The organism is Parabacteroides sp. ASF519, from assembly GCF_000364265.2.
In the GTDB taxonomy this organism is placed as follows: domain Bacteria; phylum Bacteroidota; class Bacteroidia; order Bacteroidales; family Tannerellaceae; genus Parabacteroides; species Parabacteroides goldsteinii.
In genome coordinates, this window is the sequence record NZ_AQFV02000006.1 from 3,242,965 (window position 1) to 3,260,881 (window position 17,917).

At 41.9% G+C, this 17,917-nt stretch carries 12 protein-coding genes; 10 read left to right on the plus strand and 2 right to left on the minus strand.

Features of this window, described 5'->3' with window-relative positions:
• Window positions 1-34 precede the first annotated feature (34 nt).
• Both C825_RS12705 and C825_RS12710 read right to left on the minus strand, forming a co-directional pair.
• Window positions 35-2,032, minus strand: coding sequence for a hypothetical protein (locus tag C825_RS12705; RefSeq protein WP_010802730.1), 1,998 nt, complete (start codon window positions 2,030-2,032; stop codon window positions 35-37).
• 4 nt (window positions 2,033-2,036) lie between these two features.
• Window positions 2,037-2,591 (minus strand): RNA polymerase sigma-70 factor, encoded by a 555-nt coding sequence (locus C825_RS12710; RefSeq protein WP_010802731.1) that lies wholly within the window; start codon window positions 2,589-2,591, stop codon window positions 2,037-2,039.
• A 321-nt stretch (window positions 2,592-2,912) separates the two neighbouring features.
• Between C825_RS12710 and C825_RS12715 the strand changes: the two genes are divergently transcribed.
• The 10 genes from C825_RS12715 to C825_RS12760 all read left to right on the plus strand — a co-directional run bounded on the left by C825_RS12715 (window position 2,913) and on the right by C825_RS12760 (window position 17,841).
• Window positions 2,913-3,800 carry a FecR family protein gene (locus tag C825_RS12715; protein ID WP_010802732.1) on the plus strand — a complete coding sequence of 296 codons (888 nt, stop codon included), beginning with the start codon at window positions 2,913-2,915 and terminating at the stop codon, window positions 3,798-3,800.
• 263 nt (window positions 3,801-4,063) lie between these two features.
• Window positions 4,064-5,542 (plus strand): SusC/RagA family TonB-linked outer membrane protein, encoded by a 1,479-nt coding sequence (locus C825_RS12720; RefSeq protein WP_250690585.1) that lies wholly within the window; start codon window positions 4,064-4,066, stop codon window positions 5,540-5,542.
• Window positions 5,503-7,374: a SusC/RagA family TonB-linked outer membrane protein gene (locus C825_RS12725; RefSeq protein WP_250690586.1), complete on the plus strand. Its 1,872-nt coding sequence runs from the start codon at window positions 5,503-5,505 to the stop codon at window positions 7,372-7,374. The genes C825_RS12720 and C825_RS12725 overlap by 40 nt, the downstream gene beginning before the upstream one ends.
• A gap of 15 nt (window positions 7,375-7,389) precedes the next feature.
• A complete protein-coding gene (locus tag C825_RS12730) occupies window positions 7,390-9,249 on the plus strand; it encodes a RagB/SusD family nutrient uptake outer membrane protein (protein WP_010802734.1) in 1,860 nt (619 codons plus the stop codon).
• Window positions 9,250-9,279: 30 nt separating this feature from the next.
• Window positions 9,280-9,768: a DUF5018-related domain-containing protein gene (locus C825_RS12735; RefSeq protein WP_010802735.1), complete on the plus strand. Its 489-nt coding sequence runs from the start codon at window positions 9,280-9,282 to the stop codon at window positions 9,766-9,768.
• Window positions 9,769-9,867: 99 nt separating this feature from the next.
• Window positions 9,868-11,373, plus strand: coding sequence for an endo-alpha-N-acetylgalactosaminidase family protein (locus C825_RS12740; RefSeq protein ID WP_228100108.1), 1,506 nt, complete (start codon window positions 9,868-9,870; stop codon window positions 11,371-11,373).
• Between the two features lie 20 nt (window positions 11,374-11,393).
• Window positions 11,394-14,438, plus strand: coding sequence for a glycoside hydrolase domain-containing protein (locus C825_RS12745; protein WP_010802737.1), 3,045 nt, complete (start codon window positions 11,394-11,396; stop codon window positions 14,436-14,438).
• Window positions 14,439-14,570: 132 nt separating this feature from the next.
• The gene (locus C825_RS12750) at window positions 14,571-15,524 is read left to right on the plus strand and encodes an IS110 family RNA-guided transposase (RefSeq protein ID WP_010800331.1); all 954 of its coding nucleotides are present in this window, start codon (window positions 14,571-14,573) and stop codon (window positions 15,522-15,524) included.
• Window positions 15,521-15,829: a hypothetical protein gene (locus C825_RS12755; protein ID WP_007657317.1), complete on the plus strand. Its 309-nt coding sequence runs from the start codon at window positions 15,521-15,523 to the stop codon at window positions 15,827-15,829. Before C825_RS12750 ends, C825_RS12755 begins: the two co-directional genes overlap by 4 nt.
• 287 nt (window positions 15,830-16,116) lie before the next feature.
• Entirely contained in the window at window positions 16,117-17,841 is a 1,725-nt protein-coding gene (locus C825_RS12760; protein WP_010802738.1) for an endo-alpha-N-acetylgalactosaminidase family protein, read from the plus strand.
• The last annotated feature ends 76 nt before the right edge of the window (window positions 17,842-17,917 follow it).

The following is a 17,917-nucleotide window of genomic DNA, read 5'->3' on the forward strand; positions in this document are numbered from 1 at the left end:
AATAGGTACATACCTTTTGTTGAGTACTTGTATATTACATCCAGTAAATTAACCCATTTTCCCATGTAAATATTCTTTCGTTTTTACTAGATTCTTCTTTTAACCTATATAAAGTTCCTTGAGGAATATTTTTGAATGTGATATATTGACCGTTACACTTTTGTACTCCTCCAGATTTCCATCCATTATTCCAATAGAATAGTTCGTATTTGGCATCTTTTTTTAGAGTACTTGGAACGTAAGGGTAATATTGGATACTTGAAAGTAGACAGGGTTTTCCTAGATCAAAACATATGGTTTTGTTTTTTGTTAATTTTCCACAGGAGCCTGTTGTTGATAAATTATCAATTAGGTAGTTGATAGGATTTGTTGAGTCAATGGGGTGGAAACTGCCTGAAACATGAATATTGTTTATCGGTTGAATAGAATCTTTATTTTTTTCATAGAATATGATTTCGTTTAATGCAAGTGTATCTTGGTCGGATAATAGGTGGATGTAACGATATTTTTGGAGAATATTCAGATGTATATTGTTCTGCCAATTATCTATAGTATCTGAAAAATGGAAAAGTGTATCATATTGATTGGGTCGATTTTCTATTTTTCCTAATAAGTAAGTGCCTGATAAGTAATTTATATTCTTTTCCCTAGTTGCAACGTCAACTATGCTATTCGTAGTTGCTAATGTTAAATTTATTGTTTCTTTTTCTGTTTTTAGGGTTGTCATTTCTCCTTTTCCATCAAGATAAAAGGGATTGGATGCTGCAATAATTTTACCGTTAATGAAATAAGCCGGCAGATAAACAATATCTTTTCCTATACTTTTGAAAGAAGCCTTTTTATTTTGGATCTTTCCCCATTGTATAGGTTGCCAGTTCCCATTTCCATATACACAGAGATAACAATATCGTACCTTCTCGGAAGTTTTGTGTGGTAGTTTTATATTAATATCAACTGTTTCAAAGTAAGATGAAGAAACATCTATTATATTGGGATTTTTAAAAATAGAAGGTATGTCGGACGGATTTACTTCGTTATCGAAAGCAGGTCCTTCGAGGTGATATGAATAAGTATGTCTGTATACTTTGGGGAGTCGGAATTTACCCCATTTTAAATCGAATGTTTTATTATTATAAAGATTTTTGTATTTCCAAGGATCTTCATCCCAAAAAGGTTCGAAGGGGTATGTTTCTCCGTTTAATACGATTGCGTTCCATGAATGTCTACTATTTCTGTTTCCCCATGCTGGGACAAAATCGATAACGGTCGGTATACCCATTGTTGTTAGTAGAGTTGCGTTGAACCAGCATTTATGTTCGCAAAGACCTCGTTTTATGAGTTCCAGTGTAGAAATAGAATAGATCGGAGTGTTAATGGCTGCAAAATTGCTATGATTGATTGTTTGATATTTTGACAATAAAGAATCTATTCTTTCTTGGAAGTGAATTGAAGAATCATTAAAAAAGTTACGGTGCCGATAGAAAAACACCTCTCTTGCATTGTCTAATATTAATCCGTCTTGTGTCCTGTATGGTAAAATGTATTCGCAAAATTCCTTGAAAGAAATGTTTTGGGTGTATGAATTTGTTTGCCAAGCATCAAATGCAAGTTCTATTTGTTTTATTAACCAGTTTGCCTTAATGTTCTCTATATCTGCTTGGACCGTATGTTGAGATTCGTGGAAAAAATCAGACGAGTAACTGTCTCGAAGGCTATCAATCGAGTGGATCCATTGGTGATTATATACATCCCAGTGGTACTTTTCGGAAATAACTCTATGTTTTATATAATAAGGTTTCAGATGATTGATGAGGTTTGAGTCGATAGCATAGTGACCAGGCATATTTTCTAATAGAAATCTGGCAGCTTCTAGTTTGAGTGTACTGTCTTTATAATGTTTTAAAACAGTCAGGATTTCAGGTTTATTGTTTCCAGCATTAGCGATACATTCTTCTAACTTCTTTTCTGAAAGGCTGGAACAAGAAAAGAATAGTAAATGAAAAAAGAAAGGAATGAATATATAGTACTTCATAAGATTAATATAATTTCAGGTAGTCATGTATTTTCTTGTAAGCGGTAGCAATATGGGCTTCCACTGTTTTGGTTGATATGTTTAGCAATAGGGCTATATCTTTTTGCTTGAGTTTGTCGGAAAGGTATAATCTGAATACTTCCCTACATTTTCCTGGCAGGGAGTCGATGGCTTTTTGTATCAATTCCTGTAATTCTTGATCCAGCAGGGTCGATTCCGGATTGGTGTTGTCTGCTATCAATTCTATATTATATAAGTCTAAGGGCGAATTATCAGGAGTTGTAGTTCTTCTTATATAATGTAACGCTTGGTTTTTGGTAGAGATGTAGAGATAACTTTCTATGTTTTCTATTTTATGGAGTGTCTCTTTTCTATTCCAAATTGTGTAGAAAACGTCAGATACAACTTCTTCTGCTGATTCTTTGGAAGATAGATAGTAGATGGCCACATGGTATAATTTGAGGTAATACATATCAAAAAGTTGGCGAAAGGCCTTTTCGTCTCCTTGCATGATCTTGAAAACCAATTTGTTTTCTTGTTTATTCGATAGGGCATCCATCCTCATGTTATGAGATATCTCTGATAAATAGTTAATAGTTCATATAGAACTAATGCTTTTCCGTTGTAAAATAGTATTTATTTACATAATATCTAAATAGTAATGATAATAAAACTATATTAAGGTGTATAGATACATCAATATAACCTGTTTATTTAAAGCTTCTCTTTAGAAAAGAGAATTTTAAGGAAATAGCCTAGCTACAAACACCATAGTTCTATATGAACTATGATATATAGAAGTTAATTAATATTAATACGAGTAGTGCTGCATTAGGGTTTTTCTCTCTCTTTGTCATCTATAAAAGCAAAACGGATAACAATGAGTTTGAAAGAAGGATATAAAGGAAAGTATGCAGATTGTGTAAATCGTATTCGCTTTAAACCGTTAGAGGTTGATGCGGGTATTGCTTATAATAAATTGTGGAACCGTATTGAAATGTCCAAACAGAGAATAGGTGTTTCTCCGGTATGGAAATATACTTCTATTGCGGCTTGTATAGCCTTATTGTGTGTATCTTCTTTTTTTGTCTGGGATAATTTTCGGTCGAAACCTTTGTCTTATTTAGAGATGACCGCATTGGCCGGGTCGAAAGTTCATGTATTACTGTCGGATAGTACAGAAGTATGGTTGAATGGAGATTCGTGGATACGTTATCCGGAATCATTTGATGATAAAAACAGATCTGTAGAGTTGATTGGTGAAGCCTTTTTTAAAGTAACCAAAGATCAACACCGTCCGTTTCATGTAAATATGGATGGAATGTCGGTACAGGTGTTAGGTACTGAATTTAATGTATTGGCACAAAAACAGTCCGATGTTATTGAAACGACCCTGTTGGAAGGTTCGGTCGCTTTATATAAAAATAGCAATAAAAGTTTAGTCCCCGACCGGATATTGGTTCCAGGTGAACAGGCTGTATATAGTAGGCAAAGTGGAGAAATAGAAGTTCAGTCGGTTCAAACATCTTTTTATACTTCATGGGTTACGGGTGACTATGTATTTGAAAATAGTACATTCGGACAAATAATCCAGGTGCTGGAACACTCTTTTAATGTGAAAGTTCATCTGAAGGATAGGTCGTTGGAAGAAGTTTGTCTGACGGCCCGCTTTACGCATGACGAGTCGTTGGAAGAGATTTTATCGGTCCTTCAGATTTCAATGCGATATACATATACCATTAGAGGAAAGGACGTTTTTATTAAATAGATATTGTATAACCTTAAAATGTAGAAGCCATGAATAGTACTTAAAAATTTAGAAAGAAATTGGGAATGCTACCAACATCCCCAATTCACTGCTTACGCATAGATCATTTAATTAACACGGCAGCTACCAACTGCCTTAGTAAATAATCATTTAGAGTTTGCAAATGTATGAATAAACATTTAATCAGAGTGTTACAGAGCTATAAAAAGGCTTTGCCGGGGATTAATATTCCTCAAAAAACACAGAATCGAATCTTTGTTGTTATGAGATTTTCCATATTGTTCTTTTTCCTGAGTATTTGGGGAGCGACGGCAGCTTCTTCGTATTCGCAGGTTACAAAATTGAACCTCGATATGAACGGGACAGTTCTGGAGGTGATCAAGGCGATCGAAAGCCAATCTGAGTTTACTTTCGTTTATAAACAGAATGAAATAAATCTGGACGAAAAAGTTTCAATTGATTTAGAAAATAAAACGATATCAGAAATTCTGGATGTCTTATTACGAAACAAGTCATTGGGTTATGAGATAATGGACAGGCATATTGCCTTGTTCAAAAAAACTGGAATCCAACAAGATTCTAAAAAGGTGGTTACCGGACGGATTATCGATGATTTCGGAGAACCGGTCATTGGTGCCAATGTCTTGGTTAAAAATGAAGAAGGTGTTGGTACGACGACCGACATGGACGGTAAGTTCACCTTGGACTTGGAAGGATATAAGGATCCGGTGTTGGTTATTTCATTTATCGGTTATTCTTCACAAGAGGTGGTAGTAGGAAAAAAACGGACTCTTAATATTACCTTGAAGGAAGATTCCAAGGCACTGGAGGAAGTTATCGTTGTCGGTTATGGTAAAAATTCCAAAAGAAATCTTACGTCCGCAGTTTCTACGGTTAATACGGATAAAATAAAGAACGTTCCGGTTGCTAATGTGACGGATGCGTTGGCTGGTCGTGCGGCCGGTTTGATTGTTACCTCAAGTGGTGGTGGTCTGAATAAGACGTCAACTGTCTCTATCCGTGGTGGTGGACAACCCATTGTTGTTATTGACGGGTTTGTTTCAGACTATAACGACTTCGTGAATTTGAATTCTGACGATATTGAGTCGATGTCTGTTTTGAAAGATGCTGCTGCTGCCGCTGTATATGGTGCACGTGCCGGAAATGGCGTATTGGTCGTAAAAACGAAAAACGGCTTGAAAGGGCTTCGCGTCGATTATAGTTTCAACCAGAACTGGAGTGAACCAACTTATCTGGAAAAGAAGTTGAATTCTTATGAATGTGCCGTATTTGATAACACTGTACGCGATTTGTATGATTTGGAACCTCGTTGGACAGAAGAGGAAGTAGAGAAATATCGTACAGGCTCTGATCCGTATAATTATCCGAATACAGACTGGCAAAAGGTTATGCTTCGTAATTTTACTCCTGAAACAAAGCATTCTTTGGCTGTACGCGGAGGCTCTGATTTTAACAAGTATTATATCTCTTTCCAGGCATATAACCAGAGATCCATGTATAAGGCCGATACGGAATGGTATAAAAGATACAATGTCCGTATGAACGATGTGTCTGAGTTTAAAGATTTAGGATTGAAACTGACTTTTGGGTTGGATGGTTATATTTCCACCATGCGTTCACCGCGTTCTCAATATTCTTCGGGATATTGGCAGACTTGGGGCATATACAGAATAACGGGCCGATGTCATTACCTTATAATCAGGATGGACTACCTTATGTAGGCGCTGATAATCCTGTCGTTGAAGTTTCGCCTGAATCAGGTTATATGAAATTTGACAATAAGATGATCACCGGGCTTTTCAATGCGGAATGGAATGTCTATGGTGTTGAAGGCTTGAAATTGAAAGTAGGTGGTAATTACCGTTATGGCATGTATGATGGTAAAACATGGAATAAGACTGCGCCCCAATATGATTTGGAAGGGAATAAGGGACCGGAGTTCCCGGTTAGTTTGAATTATTCGTCAAATTATGCACGCATGTGGACTACGCAGTATTTTGCTGATTACAACCGTTCTTTTTTGGATGAGACACATAATGTTTCTGCTACGCTGGGATACGAACAGAGCTATAGTTTTTATAGAGGTTTTGATGCTACACGTAAAAATTATATTTTCATGATCGACCAAATGGGAGCCGGACCTTCTGATTCAATGGAAAATGGAGGTAGTGAGGAAGAATCCGGACGTGCCGGTTTGGTTGCCAGGGCTTCTTATAATTATAAAAAGAAATATTATATAGAAGGTTCATTACGTCATGATGGTAGCGATTTATTCCCGAAAGATCGCCGTTGGGGTAATTTCTTTGCAGGTTCAGCTGCATGGGCTGTATCAGAAGAAAGTTTCTTCCAACCTTTGAAAGAACGTAATATATTGAATTTCTTTAAACTTCGTGCAAGTTATGGCCAAGTCGGTATGGACAATATTAGTCGGTTCAGTTATTTGACCTCTTATGGGTTGAATGAACGAGGATACGTGTTGGATGGTAAAATAGTTCCGACATTTAGTGAAGGAGGATTGATTAGTGACGATATAACTTGGTATACATCAAACTCATTGGATTTAGGTTTTGATTTTAATACATTGGGAGAACGTTTGGCGGGTAGTTTCGACTATTTCTACATGAAGACAACCGGTTATTTGACTTCTCCTTCCAATGTGGGATACACCGATCCGTTAGGCTTGTCGCTTCCGAAAGTGAAATCGGATGGTGAACACCGTCGTGCCGGTTATGAGTTCAACCTCTCTTGGAAAGACCATTTCGGAGATTTCAACTATGAAGTAGGTGCCAACTTTACCTATTTCGACCAATTGGTGGCTACCGCATGGGAAGAAGATTTGGCTGATCAAAAGAATCCGTACAAAAGAACAACACAGCAGACGGGATATTGGGGTGTCGGATATACCAACTTAGGGTTCTATCAAAATTCGGACCAGGCGTTGAACTTACCTCGTCGTGATGGTTCCAGTAATTTGGTTGCCGGAGATATTATTTACAAGGATATGAATGGGGATGGATTTATTGATGGTGCCGACCAGTGGCGTATTGGTAAAAACAGCTTCCCTCGTGGTAATTATGGTATATATGCCAATCTTTCTTACAAAGGTTTTTCTGCCAATATTTTGTTTCAGGGAGCTACATCGCGTGATATGTATATTGAAGATGTAGTGCGTGGACAATCAACCGGCGGTTACTCGGTCGTTTATCCTTATCAGTTGGATTACTGGATGCCGGATAACCGGGATGCCTTATATCCAAGAATCGCCATGAATTCGAATGTGAATGGAAATAACAACTATGTGCAGTCTGACTTTTGGTTAGTGAATGGCCGTTATATTCGTTTGAAATCGTTGCAAGTAGGTTATGATTTCCGTACTGTATTGCTGAAAAACGTGAAGTGGCTTTATAAATGCCAAGTCATGTTAAGCGGACAGAACTTGTTTACTATTTCTCCTGCAACGAAATATGGTTTTGACCCGGAAAATGGTAGTACGAATAATTATGATTATCCGATGCAGCGTGTGTATTCTATTAGTTTGAATCTAGGATTTTAATAAAAAATAATACTTATGAAATTAACAAATATAGTATCATTGGCTTTCCTGATATTTTTATTCGGGATGATGTCTTGTAATGTATTAGATACCGAGCCGTTTGAAAGTTATGATGAAGCAACTGTTTGGGGATCTAAATCAACGGCTGATGCATTTGTTACAGGAACGATGAGTAGTGTGATGTATGGTTATGTGAACGGGAATCAGACTACTTGGGAAGAACGAACTTCCAATGCAGTCCATTCCAATGGCGGCATAGGATTCGTTCGCGAAACGATGGATCGGTATAGTGGTGATGGCGGATTCGGGAATTTTGGTACGATCCGCAATTGTAACCTGATCATTGAAAAAGTAACGGAATATACAGGCAAGGGACTTTCGGAGGCTGAAGGAAAAGAGTTGGTTGCAAAAGGTAAATTGTTACGTGCCCTGACTTACTATCAACAGGCCCGTACCATGGGACGTTTCGTATGGGTAGACCGTGTGTTGGCCCCGGCCGATACCGCCAGCAACGGTTTGATGATGCCTACCACAAAGACTACGACTGAAAGTTATACCTATATCCTGAACGACTTGGATGCTGCCATCCCTGATCTTCCGGCAAGTGTAAAATCAGGTGAATTGTCTCGTAATATGGCTTATGCGTTCAAATCGGAAATCGCTTTGCAGGCAGCTGCTTACGAAACGGATGCTAATAAGAAAAAAGAATGGTTGAAGGCTTCTATCGATGCAGCGAATGCCGTAGAGGGATGTTCTTTAGCTTCTGCTTATGGGAATGTATTTAATGAAACAGATCGTTATTCAAATGAGATTATCTTTGCAATCTATCGCGATAAAGCCAATACGAATTGTGAGGCCATTGTCCCGATGCAGAACGTAATACCAAATACGAGTAATGATGGATTGCAAAAGAATGGTTGCGGGCCATTGTTTAAGACAAACGGTGGGCAGCCTTTTATCGGTTGGTTATGGTGGGCCCCGACACAGAATTTGGTTGATGCCTATGAGGTGATTGATGAAGCCACCGGCAATGGTGTTGCTTGGAATGAATCATCCCAGTTTAAAAACAATGTTACTGTGGTTGAGGGTTCAGCTCCGGATTGGGCAATTGATCAAGAAAAAGCGGAAGTATTATACTATGGAAATGTGAAAGGTGACAAATCCATTAGTGAGATCATGTATACTAATCGTGATGCACGTTTTTATGATACGTTTGTTTATGATGGTGCGACTTGGTGGAGCGAAGATATCAGATTGACAGTTAAAGGGAACTTGTGGCGTAAAGTCAATGGAGGGTTAGGTCCTCATATCGGATTGACTAATTATTTTTGGCGTAAGGGTGTTTATCATGTAGAACCTCGTTTGACTAATGCAACCCCGACCAACTATCATTTCGTGGTGACCCGCTACGGTCGTGTCTTGTTGAACAAGGCGGAAGCGATCCTTTGGCTGGCTGGCATGGGAGAAGGCAACTATTCGGAAGCTGTGGATATTTGTAACCAGACTCGTACTGTTCATGGCAAACTGCCTGCTAAACAGGTAAACAGCCTGGAAGAGGCTTGGAAGTTCTATAAGCAGGAACGCCGTTGCGAACTGCCGATGGAGAATGATTATTATTGGACCTTGCTGCGTTGGGGTAAACACGGCGGTTATGCCAACAATGGGGTAGCTCCGGGTGGTAAGATTGCCGGATTTACGGAAATACCGACTTATATCGAAATCACGAACGACCGCAAGTCTTTCTATATTGGTAAAGTTACACATGGTGATAACGACATCCGCGAATTCCGTGAAGACCGCCGCTATCTGCTTCCTATCCCACAAGGGCAGATCGACCGTAACCCGAACTTAGGTCCTCAGAATCCAGGTTGGTAATCGATGATTAATCATTAATACAAATGAAGTATGAAAAAGAATATGATAAAATTGATAAAGAGTAGTCTGTTGTTAATGTTTGCGTTAGTTTGTTCTTCTTGCCTGAAAGGCAATTTGGACGACCTGCCGGCATTTGAGGAAGCAAATATCACGGATGTGAAGTTTGACTTTCGTTATAAAGATGTGACTGATGTATGGATTGATGGTGAACCGGTGGTAAAGGTGGTAACCTTGACGGTCGGTGATAAGGTTATCAATACGGAAGCCGGAACGATCACTTGTACGGTTACGGTTCCTGCGGCCGACGGTCCTTTTACCGAAGCGATTCGCAATACGGTAGCACTGACTAATCTTGTGGGGAAATTCAATCTTTCTACGGCTGCGGTTATAGCTCCGCAGGACGGAGCTCCGACATTAGGTACTCCAGGTGATTTTTCTACTACACGCAGATATGTGGTGACAGCTGCTAATGGTACGAAAAAAGATTGGACAATTCAAGTTACTGCTTTAAATAAGTAACTATATTTATACCCTTAGATCTGAAATCCTGAGGCTGTCCGTGTCTCTATATAGATCGGACAGCCTTTTCTATAATGTACTAATGTAAAAATGAAGAAGATGATGAAAACTCATTTTTGGTTCTTGTGTTTTGTATGTTTGTTCGTTAACCATTCATTATTTTCCCAGGGAATTTCGAACGAATCCTGGCGGAATATCACCGGAGAGAAATACGACTGGACGAAAACGATGCGTCCCGAACAACCTTATATGCATCCGTACCATCAGATGCAAGTAATGAAGATCATGTTGTCTTATCCGGATGAAAAGGGAGACCCAGTGCTTTGTTATACCTTCGAGCAGGTCTTGTCTTTGGTTAAACAGATGGATGCTGTAACGAGAGGACTTCCGAAGACATTGTATCTGGTCGGATGGCAATATAACGGGCATGACGATAAGTATCCTGCCTGGTTTGAAGTGAATAATCACTTGAAAAGGGAATGCGATGCCACCGGACGTGAATCATTGTTGTGGCTGGCGAAAGAAGCGAGGAAATATAATACTTATATTAGCGTCCATGTGAATATGACGGATGCATATAAGGACAGTCCCCTTTGGGAAGAATATCTGTCCAAAGGTTTTATTTCCCGGAATACGGATGGAACACCGATGCAGATTGGAGTTTGGAATAACCGTAAAGCCTATCAGGTCTGTTATAAGAACGAGTGGGAGAGCGGCTATGCAGTAAAGAGGATTGATGCTTTGTTGGAACTATTGCCTTTTATTCAGGAAGCCGGATCGATTATGATAGATGCTTTCTTTGTGCGTGACAATCCTTATGAAAAGATTTCGTGGGCGGAAGAAGAAAACTATCAGCGAAGAATATTCCGGTATTTTAGAAGTAGAGGTATTGATGTAACCCATGAGAGTTTTAACCGCTTGCGGGAAGGAAAAGACTTGTTTATCGGTGTAAGTCCGTGGTATTTGTGGTTTGAAGCGACTGAAAGCGATTATATGAAATATCCGGCTTACATGACAACCGGCGGTGCTTCTTATCTTTTTGCCAAGCAATTTCCTGATCTGACCAAAGAACAGCTCCAACTGGGCTTTCTGTTTGGTATGAGCGGACGCGGTGAAGATTGTTTCGGTAATTTGGAAAACGGATCTTTGCCCGATGTCAACTGGATAGATAAATACCGTTACCAGTTCTATACGGGAACGCTGCCCTATGTTTACCTGAACCGTTACAAGCGGGAAAAGTTGGTAGGGAAAGGCGGAAATCGTCTCGTTTACTACAACGACGACCTGGTTGTTTCGCTGAAAGATTCTACCATCATCCACCATGGACAGGTGTTGAGGGATAAGGATGACCTTTTCATGCCGGTCCTTTGGCGTGGCGAACGGGAATATATGGCCTACTCTGTAAAAGGGTATACCGGCAAGTCTTGGCAATTGCCACCCGACTGGTCGGACGTGCAAAGCGTGGATATTTATAAGATAACACCTTCCGGTATCTTTTATAAAAGCAGTGAAGTATGTGCCGACGGATGTGTCCGCCTGTCGCTCGAGCCGGATGAAGCAGTATCGGTAATCCCTTCTACCGGGCGTAATAAATCTGGTTTTTAATATCTTAAAATTCTAACTTCATGAAACATTTATTATTGTATGCATTATTTGTCTATATAGGGATTGGTTGTTGCCAGGATACAGCACTGGCACCCTACACGTATGCAGTGGCTGAGACTCCGTGGAACGAAGCTTTGGGTAACCATCGTGCCGTACTGGCGGTTGACGCTCCGGCTGAAGCGGTCAAGCTATCCTTCGACTGGCGGCGCCCCGATAAGGAGGTGGAGAACCGTCGTTTTCTGATTGTCGATGCAGAGACGGGAGATACGATCCCCAACATCCAGCGACTGGAAGTCAATAACGAACAATGTGAGCTTCTGTTTGGCCCTGTCAAAAAGAAAGGCACTTATTTCTTTTATTACCTGCCTTACCTGGTACAGGAAGGACATGGTAATTATCACCGGGGATATTATCCGAAGGAAGAGGCACCTGACCGGCAATGGCTGGCCGTTACGTCGTCCGGATCTTCTGCCGGGCAACTTCCGGAAGCTACGATCGTCCGTGTAGAATCGCGTACGCAGTTCGACAGTTTCTATCCGATGGAAGTTACAGCTTCGGCCAGTGAGAAAGAGAGTTACCGGCAAGCCAATCCCGGACGCTTCCTCGTCTTCCCGGAAGACCGCTCATTGCCTATACGTATGAAAGCGGATGTTCCTTATAAATGGTTGCAAAGTCCATTGCAAACGTCGTTTACCGGGAAAGCCCAACCGAACGAATATTACACCTTCCAGTTAGGTGTGTGGGCTGCAAAAGACGAATTGAAGAGTGTTACTTATGAAACATCCGGCTTGAAAAGTGGAAACAACCTGATTCCGGCGGAAGCGATTACTTGCTTCAATATAAATGGAGTAAATCCGAAAGGAAAACCGTTTACCAAAAAGGTGAGTGTAGCTCCGGATGCCGTTCAACCATTATGGTTCGGGGTGGATCTGAAAGCAGACCAACCCAGTGGTACGTATAAAGGCATCGTTACTTTAAAAGATGAAACAGGATATGCTGTTCCTGTAGAAATAGAACTGAAAGTGTCCGGTAAAATGCTGGCAGACCGTGGCGATGGCGAACTTTGGCGTCATAGCCGTCTGCGCTGGCTCAACTCAACCCGGGGAATCAGTGACAAACCGACCGAAGGCTACACGGCCATGTCGTTGACCGACAACCGTGTTTCCTGCCTGGGGCGTGAGGTGTCTTTCGACAGGCAGACCGCCCTGCCGTCGTCTATCGACTCGTGGGGACAGGAAGTGTTGGCTTCTCCCGTGCGCTTTGTCATCCGTACAGCTTCGGGAGAAAAGAAGTTGAACGGGACGATCGATCTGACGGGGCGATCCGAAGGAAAAATATCGGGTACCTGGAAGGCGGAAGACGATGACTTGGCACTGGCTTGTACAGGCACGATGGAGTTTGACGGCTGGATGAACTATGTCTATACCATCACTCCTAAAAAAGAATTGCAGATTGAAGACATCCGTCTTGAGATACCGATGAAAAGCGAAGCCTCCTCTTATTTCATGGGATTTGGTTTGCCTGGGCAGGAAACCCCGGCTAATTATTCCGGAGGGTGGGATAATCAAGGAAAGACGGTACACGATTTTGCCGTTTCCATCCCGACCAACAAAGGAGCTTCGTGGCTGTGGCCTTTCGACAGTTTCTGGTGCGGTTCCGAAAAAGCTGGTATCCATTGCGAATTGCGCGGGGCTAGTTATACCGGTCCGCTGTTGAATCTTTATCGTCCGGCTTATCCCGAAAGCTGGTATAACAACGGCAAAGGCGGTTTCCGTATCAACCGTAACGGTAACCTGACAACGGCGACGGCATACAGCGGTGCGCGTACTCTCAAAACCGGCGAAGACTTGACGTTCGATTTTTCTTTGCTGCTCACCCCGGTAAAGAAAGTAAATAGCCGCAGCCAGTTTACCAACCGGTATTACCATAATGGGGGTACTCCCAGACCGGAGGCCAAAGATGTGGAGACGAGTATAAAGATCATCAACGTACATCATGCCAACGACCTGAATCCGTTCATTAATTACCCGTTCATGACAGCCGATTCCATCAAGGCTTTTGCGGATGAATGGCATGGCAAGGGTTGTAAGGTGAAGTTGTATTATACCATCCGCGAGTTGACCAATGTTGTCCCGGAAATCTGGGCATTGCGCAGCTTGGGCGATGAAATCTTGCAAGGCGGTAACGGGGGCGGTTTCCCTTGGTGTCGCGAACATTATGTGACCGATTATACTCCTCAGTGGTACCAGCATTTTGATAAAGGAGAGAAAAGAGGTGTCATTGCCGATGCATCTGTCTTGACGGCTACAGGCGATTCACGTTGGTACAATTACTATGTGGAAGGATTGGCATGGTTAGTGCAGTATACCGGCATCGATGGGTTGTATCTGGATGATGTCGCTTTCGGCCGTGACATGCTGAAACGGATGCGTCATGCGATGGAAGAGGTGAAGCCGGGTTGTATTATCGACTTGCATTCGAATACTGGTTTCTCACGTGGACCGGCTACCCAGTATACAGAGTACTTCCCTTACGTGGACAAGGTATGGTTTGGCGAAAGTTTCATGTATAACGAAATGTCTCCGGCAAACTGGCTGGTAGAAGTCTCCGGTCTTCCTTTCGGCTTAATGGGGGATATGTTGCATGGTGGAGGTAACCAATGGTTAGGAATGCAATATGGCATGACGAATCGTTTGCCTTGGTATACTGAAGGTGTTGTTGGTAATCCGCGGCATGTTTGGAAGCTGTGGGATGAATTCGGGATCATGGATGCGCAGATGATCGGCTTCTGGGAAAAGAATCCGGTTGTGACCGTTTCGGATAAAGATGTGAAAGTAACGACGTACGTGAATAAAGGCAAGACACTGCTGTCGATCGGTAATTATTCCAGTACGAAGAAGCAGGTTAAACTGAATATCGACTGGAAACAATTAGGCCTGAATCCGTCGTCTGTCCGTATGCAGGCTCCGGATATTACCAATTTTCAGAAAGCACGGGAGTTTACGCCGACCGATCTGATTCCTGTCGATCCGAAACGCGGATGGCTGATCCTTTTGAGTGAATGACTATTATTTTGCACCCGATTCATAAAGTTTGAATTTTATCATGAAACATCCATGAAATAAATTTCGTCCAAGAGAATGTAAATAGGGGGGTATTGTTTACTTTAGTGTCATTCACTCGAAAAAACGAATGCAATGAAAACAGTACCTTTTGAACAAGTCATCCTCCGGGGTTGTGGAATAGATGTCCACAAGGACATGGTAGTTGCTACGATAAGTGGCGAAGGTCTCAAAACTGAAACCCGCAGTTACAAGACCTTCAGTAGTTCTTTGACAGAATTAAAAGAATGGTTATTATCCAGTGGCATTACGCATGTAGCCATGGAAAGTACCGGTGTTTACTGGAAGCCGGTTTATAAGATTCTTGAATGTCCAGATATGAAAGTCTGGATCGTGAACGCACGGCACATCAAGTATGTTCCCGGGCACAAAACGGATAAAAAGGATAGTGCCTGGATTTGCAAACTGCTTTTAGCAGGTTTGTTGAAACCGAGTTATATCCCGGAGCGTGAACAACGTGAGCTTCGTGATTTAACCCGTTACCGTAACAAGTTGATCCAGCATGTATCTTCTGAGAAAAACCGTATTGTTCGTATCCTGGAAGATTGTAACATCAAACTTTCCAGCGTGGTGTGCAGCCTGGACGGAGTCGTGGCGAACAAGCTGATAGATATGTTGATCGATAAGGGTCATGTAACAATGGATGAGATAACTTGCATCTATCATAAAAAACTTGAAGCCAGTCCGGAACTTCTTTATCAGGCTTGTGAAGGCTTTATAGAACCGCATCACATCTATATGTTGCAGACCATCCGTAAAGATATGGAACAGACGAAAGCCATCATAGCTGACCTTACCTGCCGTATAAAAGAGGTTTTATCTCCTTATGAGAATGTGATGGAACTCTTGCAGAAGATCCCCGGACTTAGCCGGAAAACGGTTGAAGACCTGATAGCAGAGATAGGTGTGGATATGGAAGCCTTTCCAACCGAAAAGCACCTGGCTTCGTGGGCCGGTGTCTGTCCAGGCAATAACGAGAGCGCAGGTAAAAAAAAAGTGGTAGAACCACCCATGGCAACAAACAGTTGAAAGCCGTAATCACGGAGGCTGCGTGGGCAGCCACCCGTACCAAGAACACCTTTTACAGTGCACGTTATCACCGTTTAGCCGCCCGTCGAGGGAAAAAGAGGGCTTTAGTAGCAGTAGGACACTCGATCCTGAAATCGGTATGGCATGTACTGAAAGAGGCTTGTGAGTATAAGGAACTCGGTGCGGAATATCTCAACCAAAGGATGGAGCAGAAACGGAAAAATTACTTGAAGAAAGAGCTGGAAGCACTTGGCTATAAAGTTAAAATCAGCCGTGATGATGGTCCAATCCCAGAAGTAGGTTAAAAACATAGAGAAGGTCGATTTTTACTGGCTTGTTGTCGTAAGAAACAGCAAGAGGTCGCTCATGAAACTGATCTCAACTGCTAAGCGGTCAAGACTGCGAGTCCTTTAACGCGTGTATGAAATTTTTTTTCTTAGCTGTTGTAAAATTATAAAATGCCCAAAGATAATAGCCAACCGCATTTGTATCTATACAAGTGCTCTCTTTTGTTTTGTCTGAACTCTAAAAAAATCAATTTATTAATGGTTTAAACGGCTCTCTTGAGATAGGGAGCGCAATTTATTTACATATGAAAATATCTTTGTATGTACTTACAATTCTGTTTTGTCTGTCTTGTTGTACACAGAACAAACTAGAGGAGATCTCTATCCAATTGGATAAAGAAACTCTGAATCCGGTACGTAATCCCGGAGAAAAGGGAACCCTTCGTGTTACCGGTCATTATTCTAATGGAAAGACATCCGATTTCTCCTTATCCGATATCGCTTTATCCGTACGTACAGTCAGTGCCAGTGGAAATGTCGAGGTTGTCGCTTTATCCGGTGATCAGTTAATCCCGAAGGATGGCGGACTGGCTGAAGTGACTGCCGTCTATCAGAAAGACGGTGCCACTTATCAGGCGAAAAAGAGAGTCGTTGTTGCCCCTTATTATCGTGATTACCACCAGACCCTGGTGTTGAAACTTTTTATGGGGTACGATGGCGAACTGAATGAACCTGATCCGAACAACGTGATTTTCCAAAAAGAAGACCCGTCATGCCTTTGTACATTCGCTCAGGCGCTCGATGTGGTGAAACGAGTGGATAATCTGACACGCGGTATCCCGAAGATCATTTACCTGGTCGGTTGGCAGCGTGGTGGTCATGATCATCTTTATCCCGACTGGAGCGTCGTCAACCCTAAGCTGAAACGCGAAGAAGATGCTACAGCTCTCGAAAGTCTCCGTTGGCTGATCCGTGAAGCACGTGCTTATAATACGACTATCAGTCTGCACATTAATATGGTCGATGCTTTCGAGGAAAGTCCTCTTTGGGATACTTATATCAAAAATGATATTATTGCACGTGATGTCAATGGAAACCTGAAATCCATCTGGGAATATGTCAAAGGACATAGAGCTTATCATCTGAGCTATACGAAAGAGTGGGAGAAAGGCTTCGCCAAAAAACGTATCGACAACCTGATCGGGATGGTTCCCGAACTAAAGGAAGGCCATACCATTCATATCGACGCTTTTATGGCTTACTGGCAACCGGAAAACCGTCCGTTAAGTCCTTGGCATGCCAAACCGGAGAACGGAGGGATTGATATGTATAAAGAGGTAGAAACACAGCGGAAGATATTTAAATACTGGCGCGAAAAAGGGTTCGATGTTACCGGTGAAGGTATTTTCTGGGCTCATCCGGCGGGAGAAGGTTTTGTCGGTTTGCAACCTATGTCGTGGTGGTTTCCGGCGGATATAAACTTCCAGATGGAAGTCCCCGAACGGTTATCGGCAAGGGGACGGACACATCGGGACGGACAAGGAGATTTTCGTTTCGGTTCCAGTATGCAAGGTGAAGAGATTTTTCAGAAAGACAAGGATAATCTTCCCGGTTTCCTGTCTCAGTTCTGTACGATGACGTTGCCCTGGTATTATCTGAGTCGTCTCGAACGTGCTGCTTTTATCGATGACGCATTGTATTACAGTGATGGTGTCGTAGCCCGTGTGGAAGATGGAAAGAACACCATCCGCAAAGGCGATTTTATCCTGCGTGAGAACGATAATCTATTTGTTCCAGCTCTTTGGAATGAAAACGAGATCATCGCCTATTCCGCAGAAGGTTACGATAACCGCAGCTGGCGGATGCCGGAAGGTTGGGAAAAAGTCAGCTCAGTGGATATATATTCCATAACTATGAATGGTTCGACATTGAAACAATCCGCAGTGCCGGTGAAGAATGGCCTTCTTATGCTGACGTTGGAGAAAGAGGAAGCGGTTTCGATTGTTCCGGCAGGGATACCGTTACATTAATTCTATAAAAATAATCCTTGGATTATTGCAGAATGATTCAAGGATTATTACTTTTGTAAAATCAAATAAATCAGTA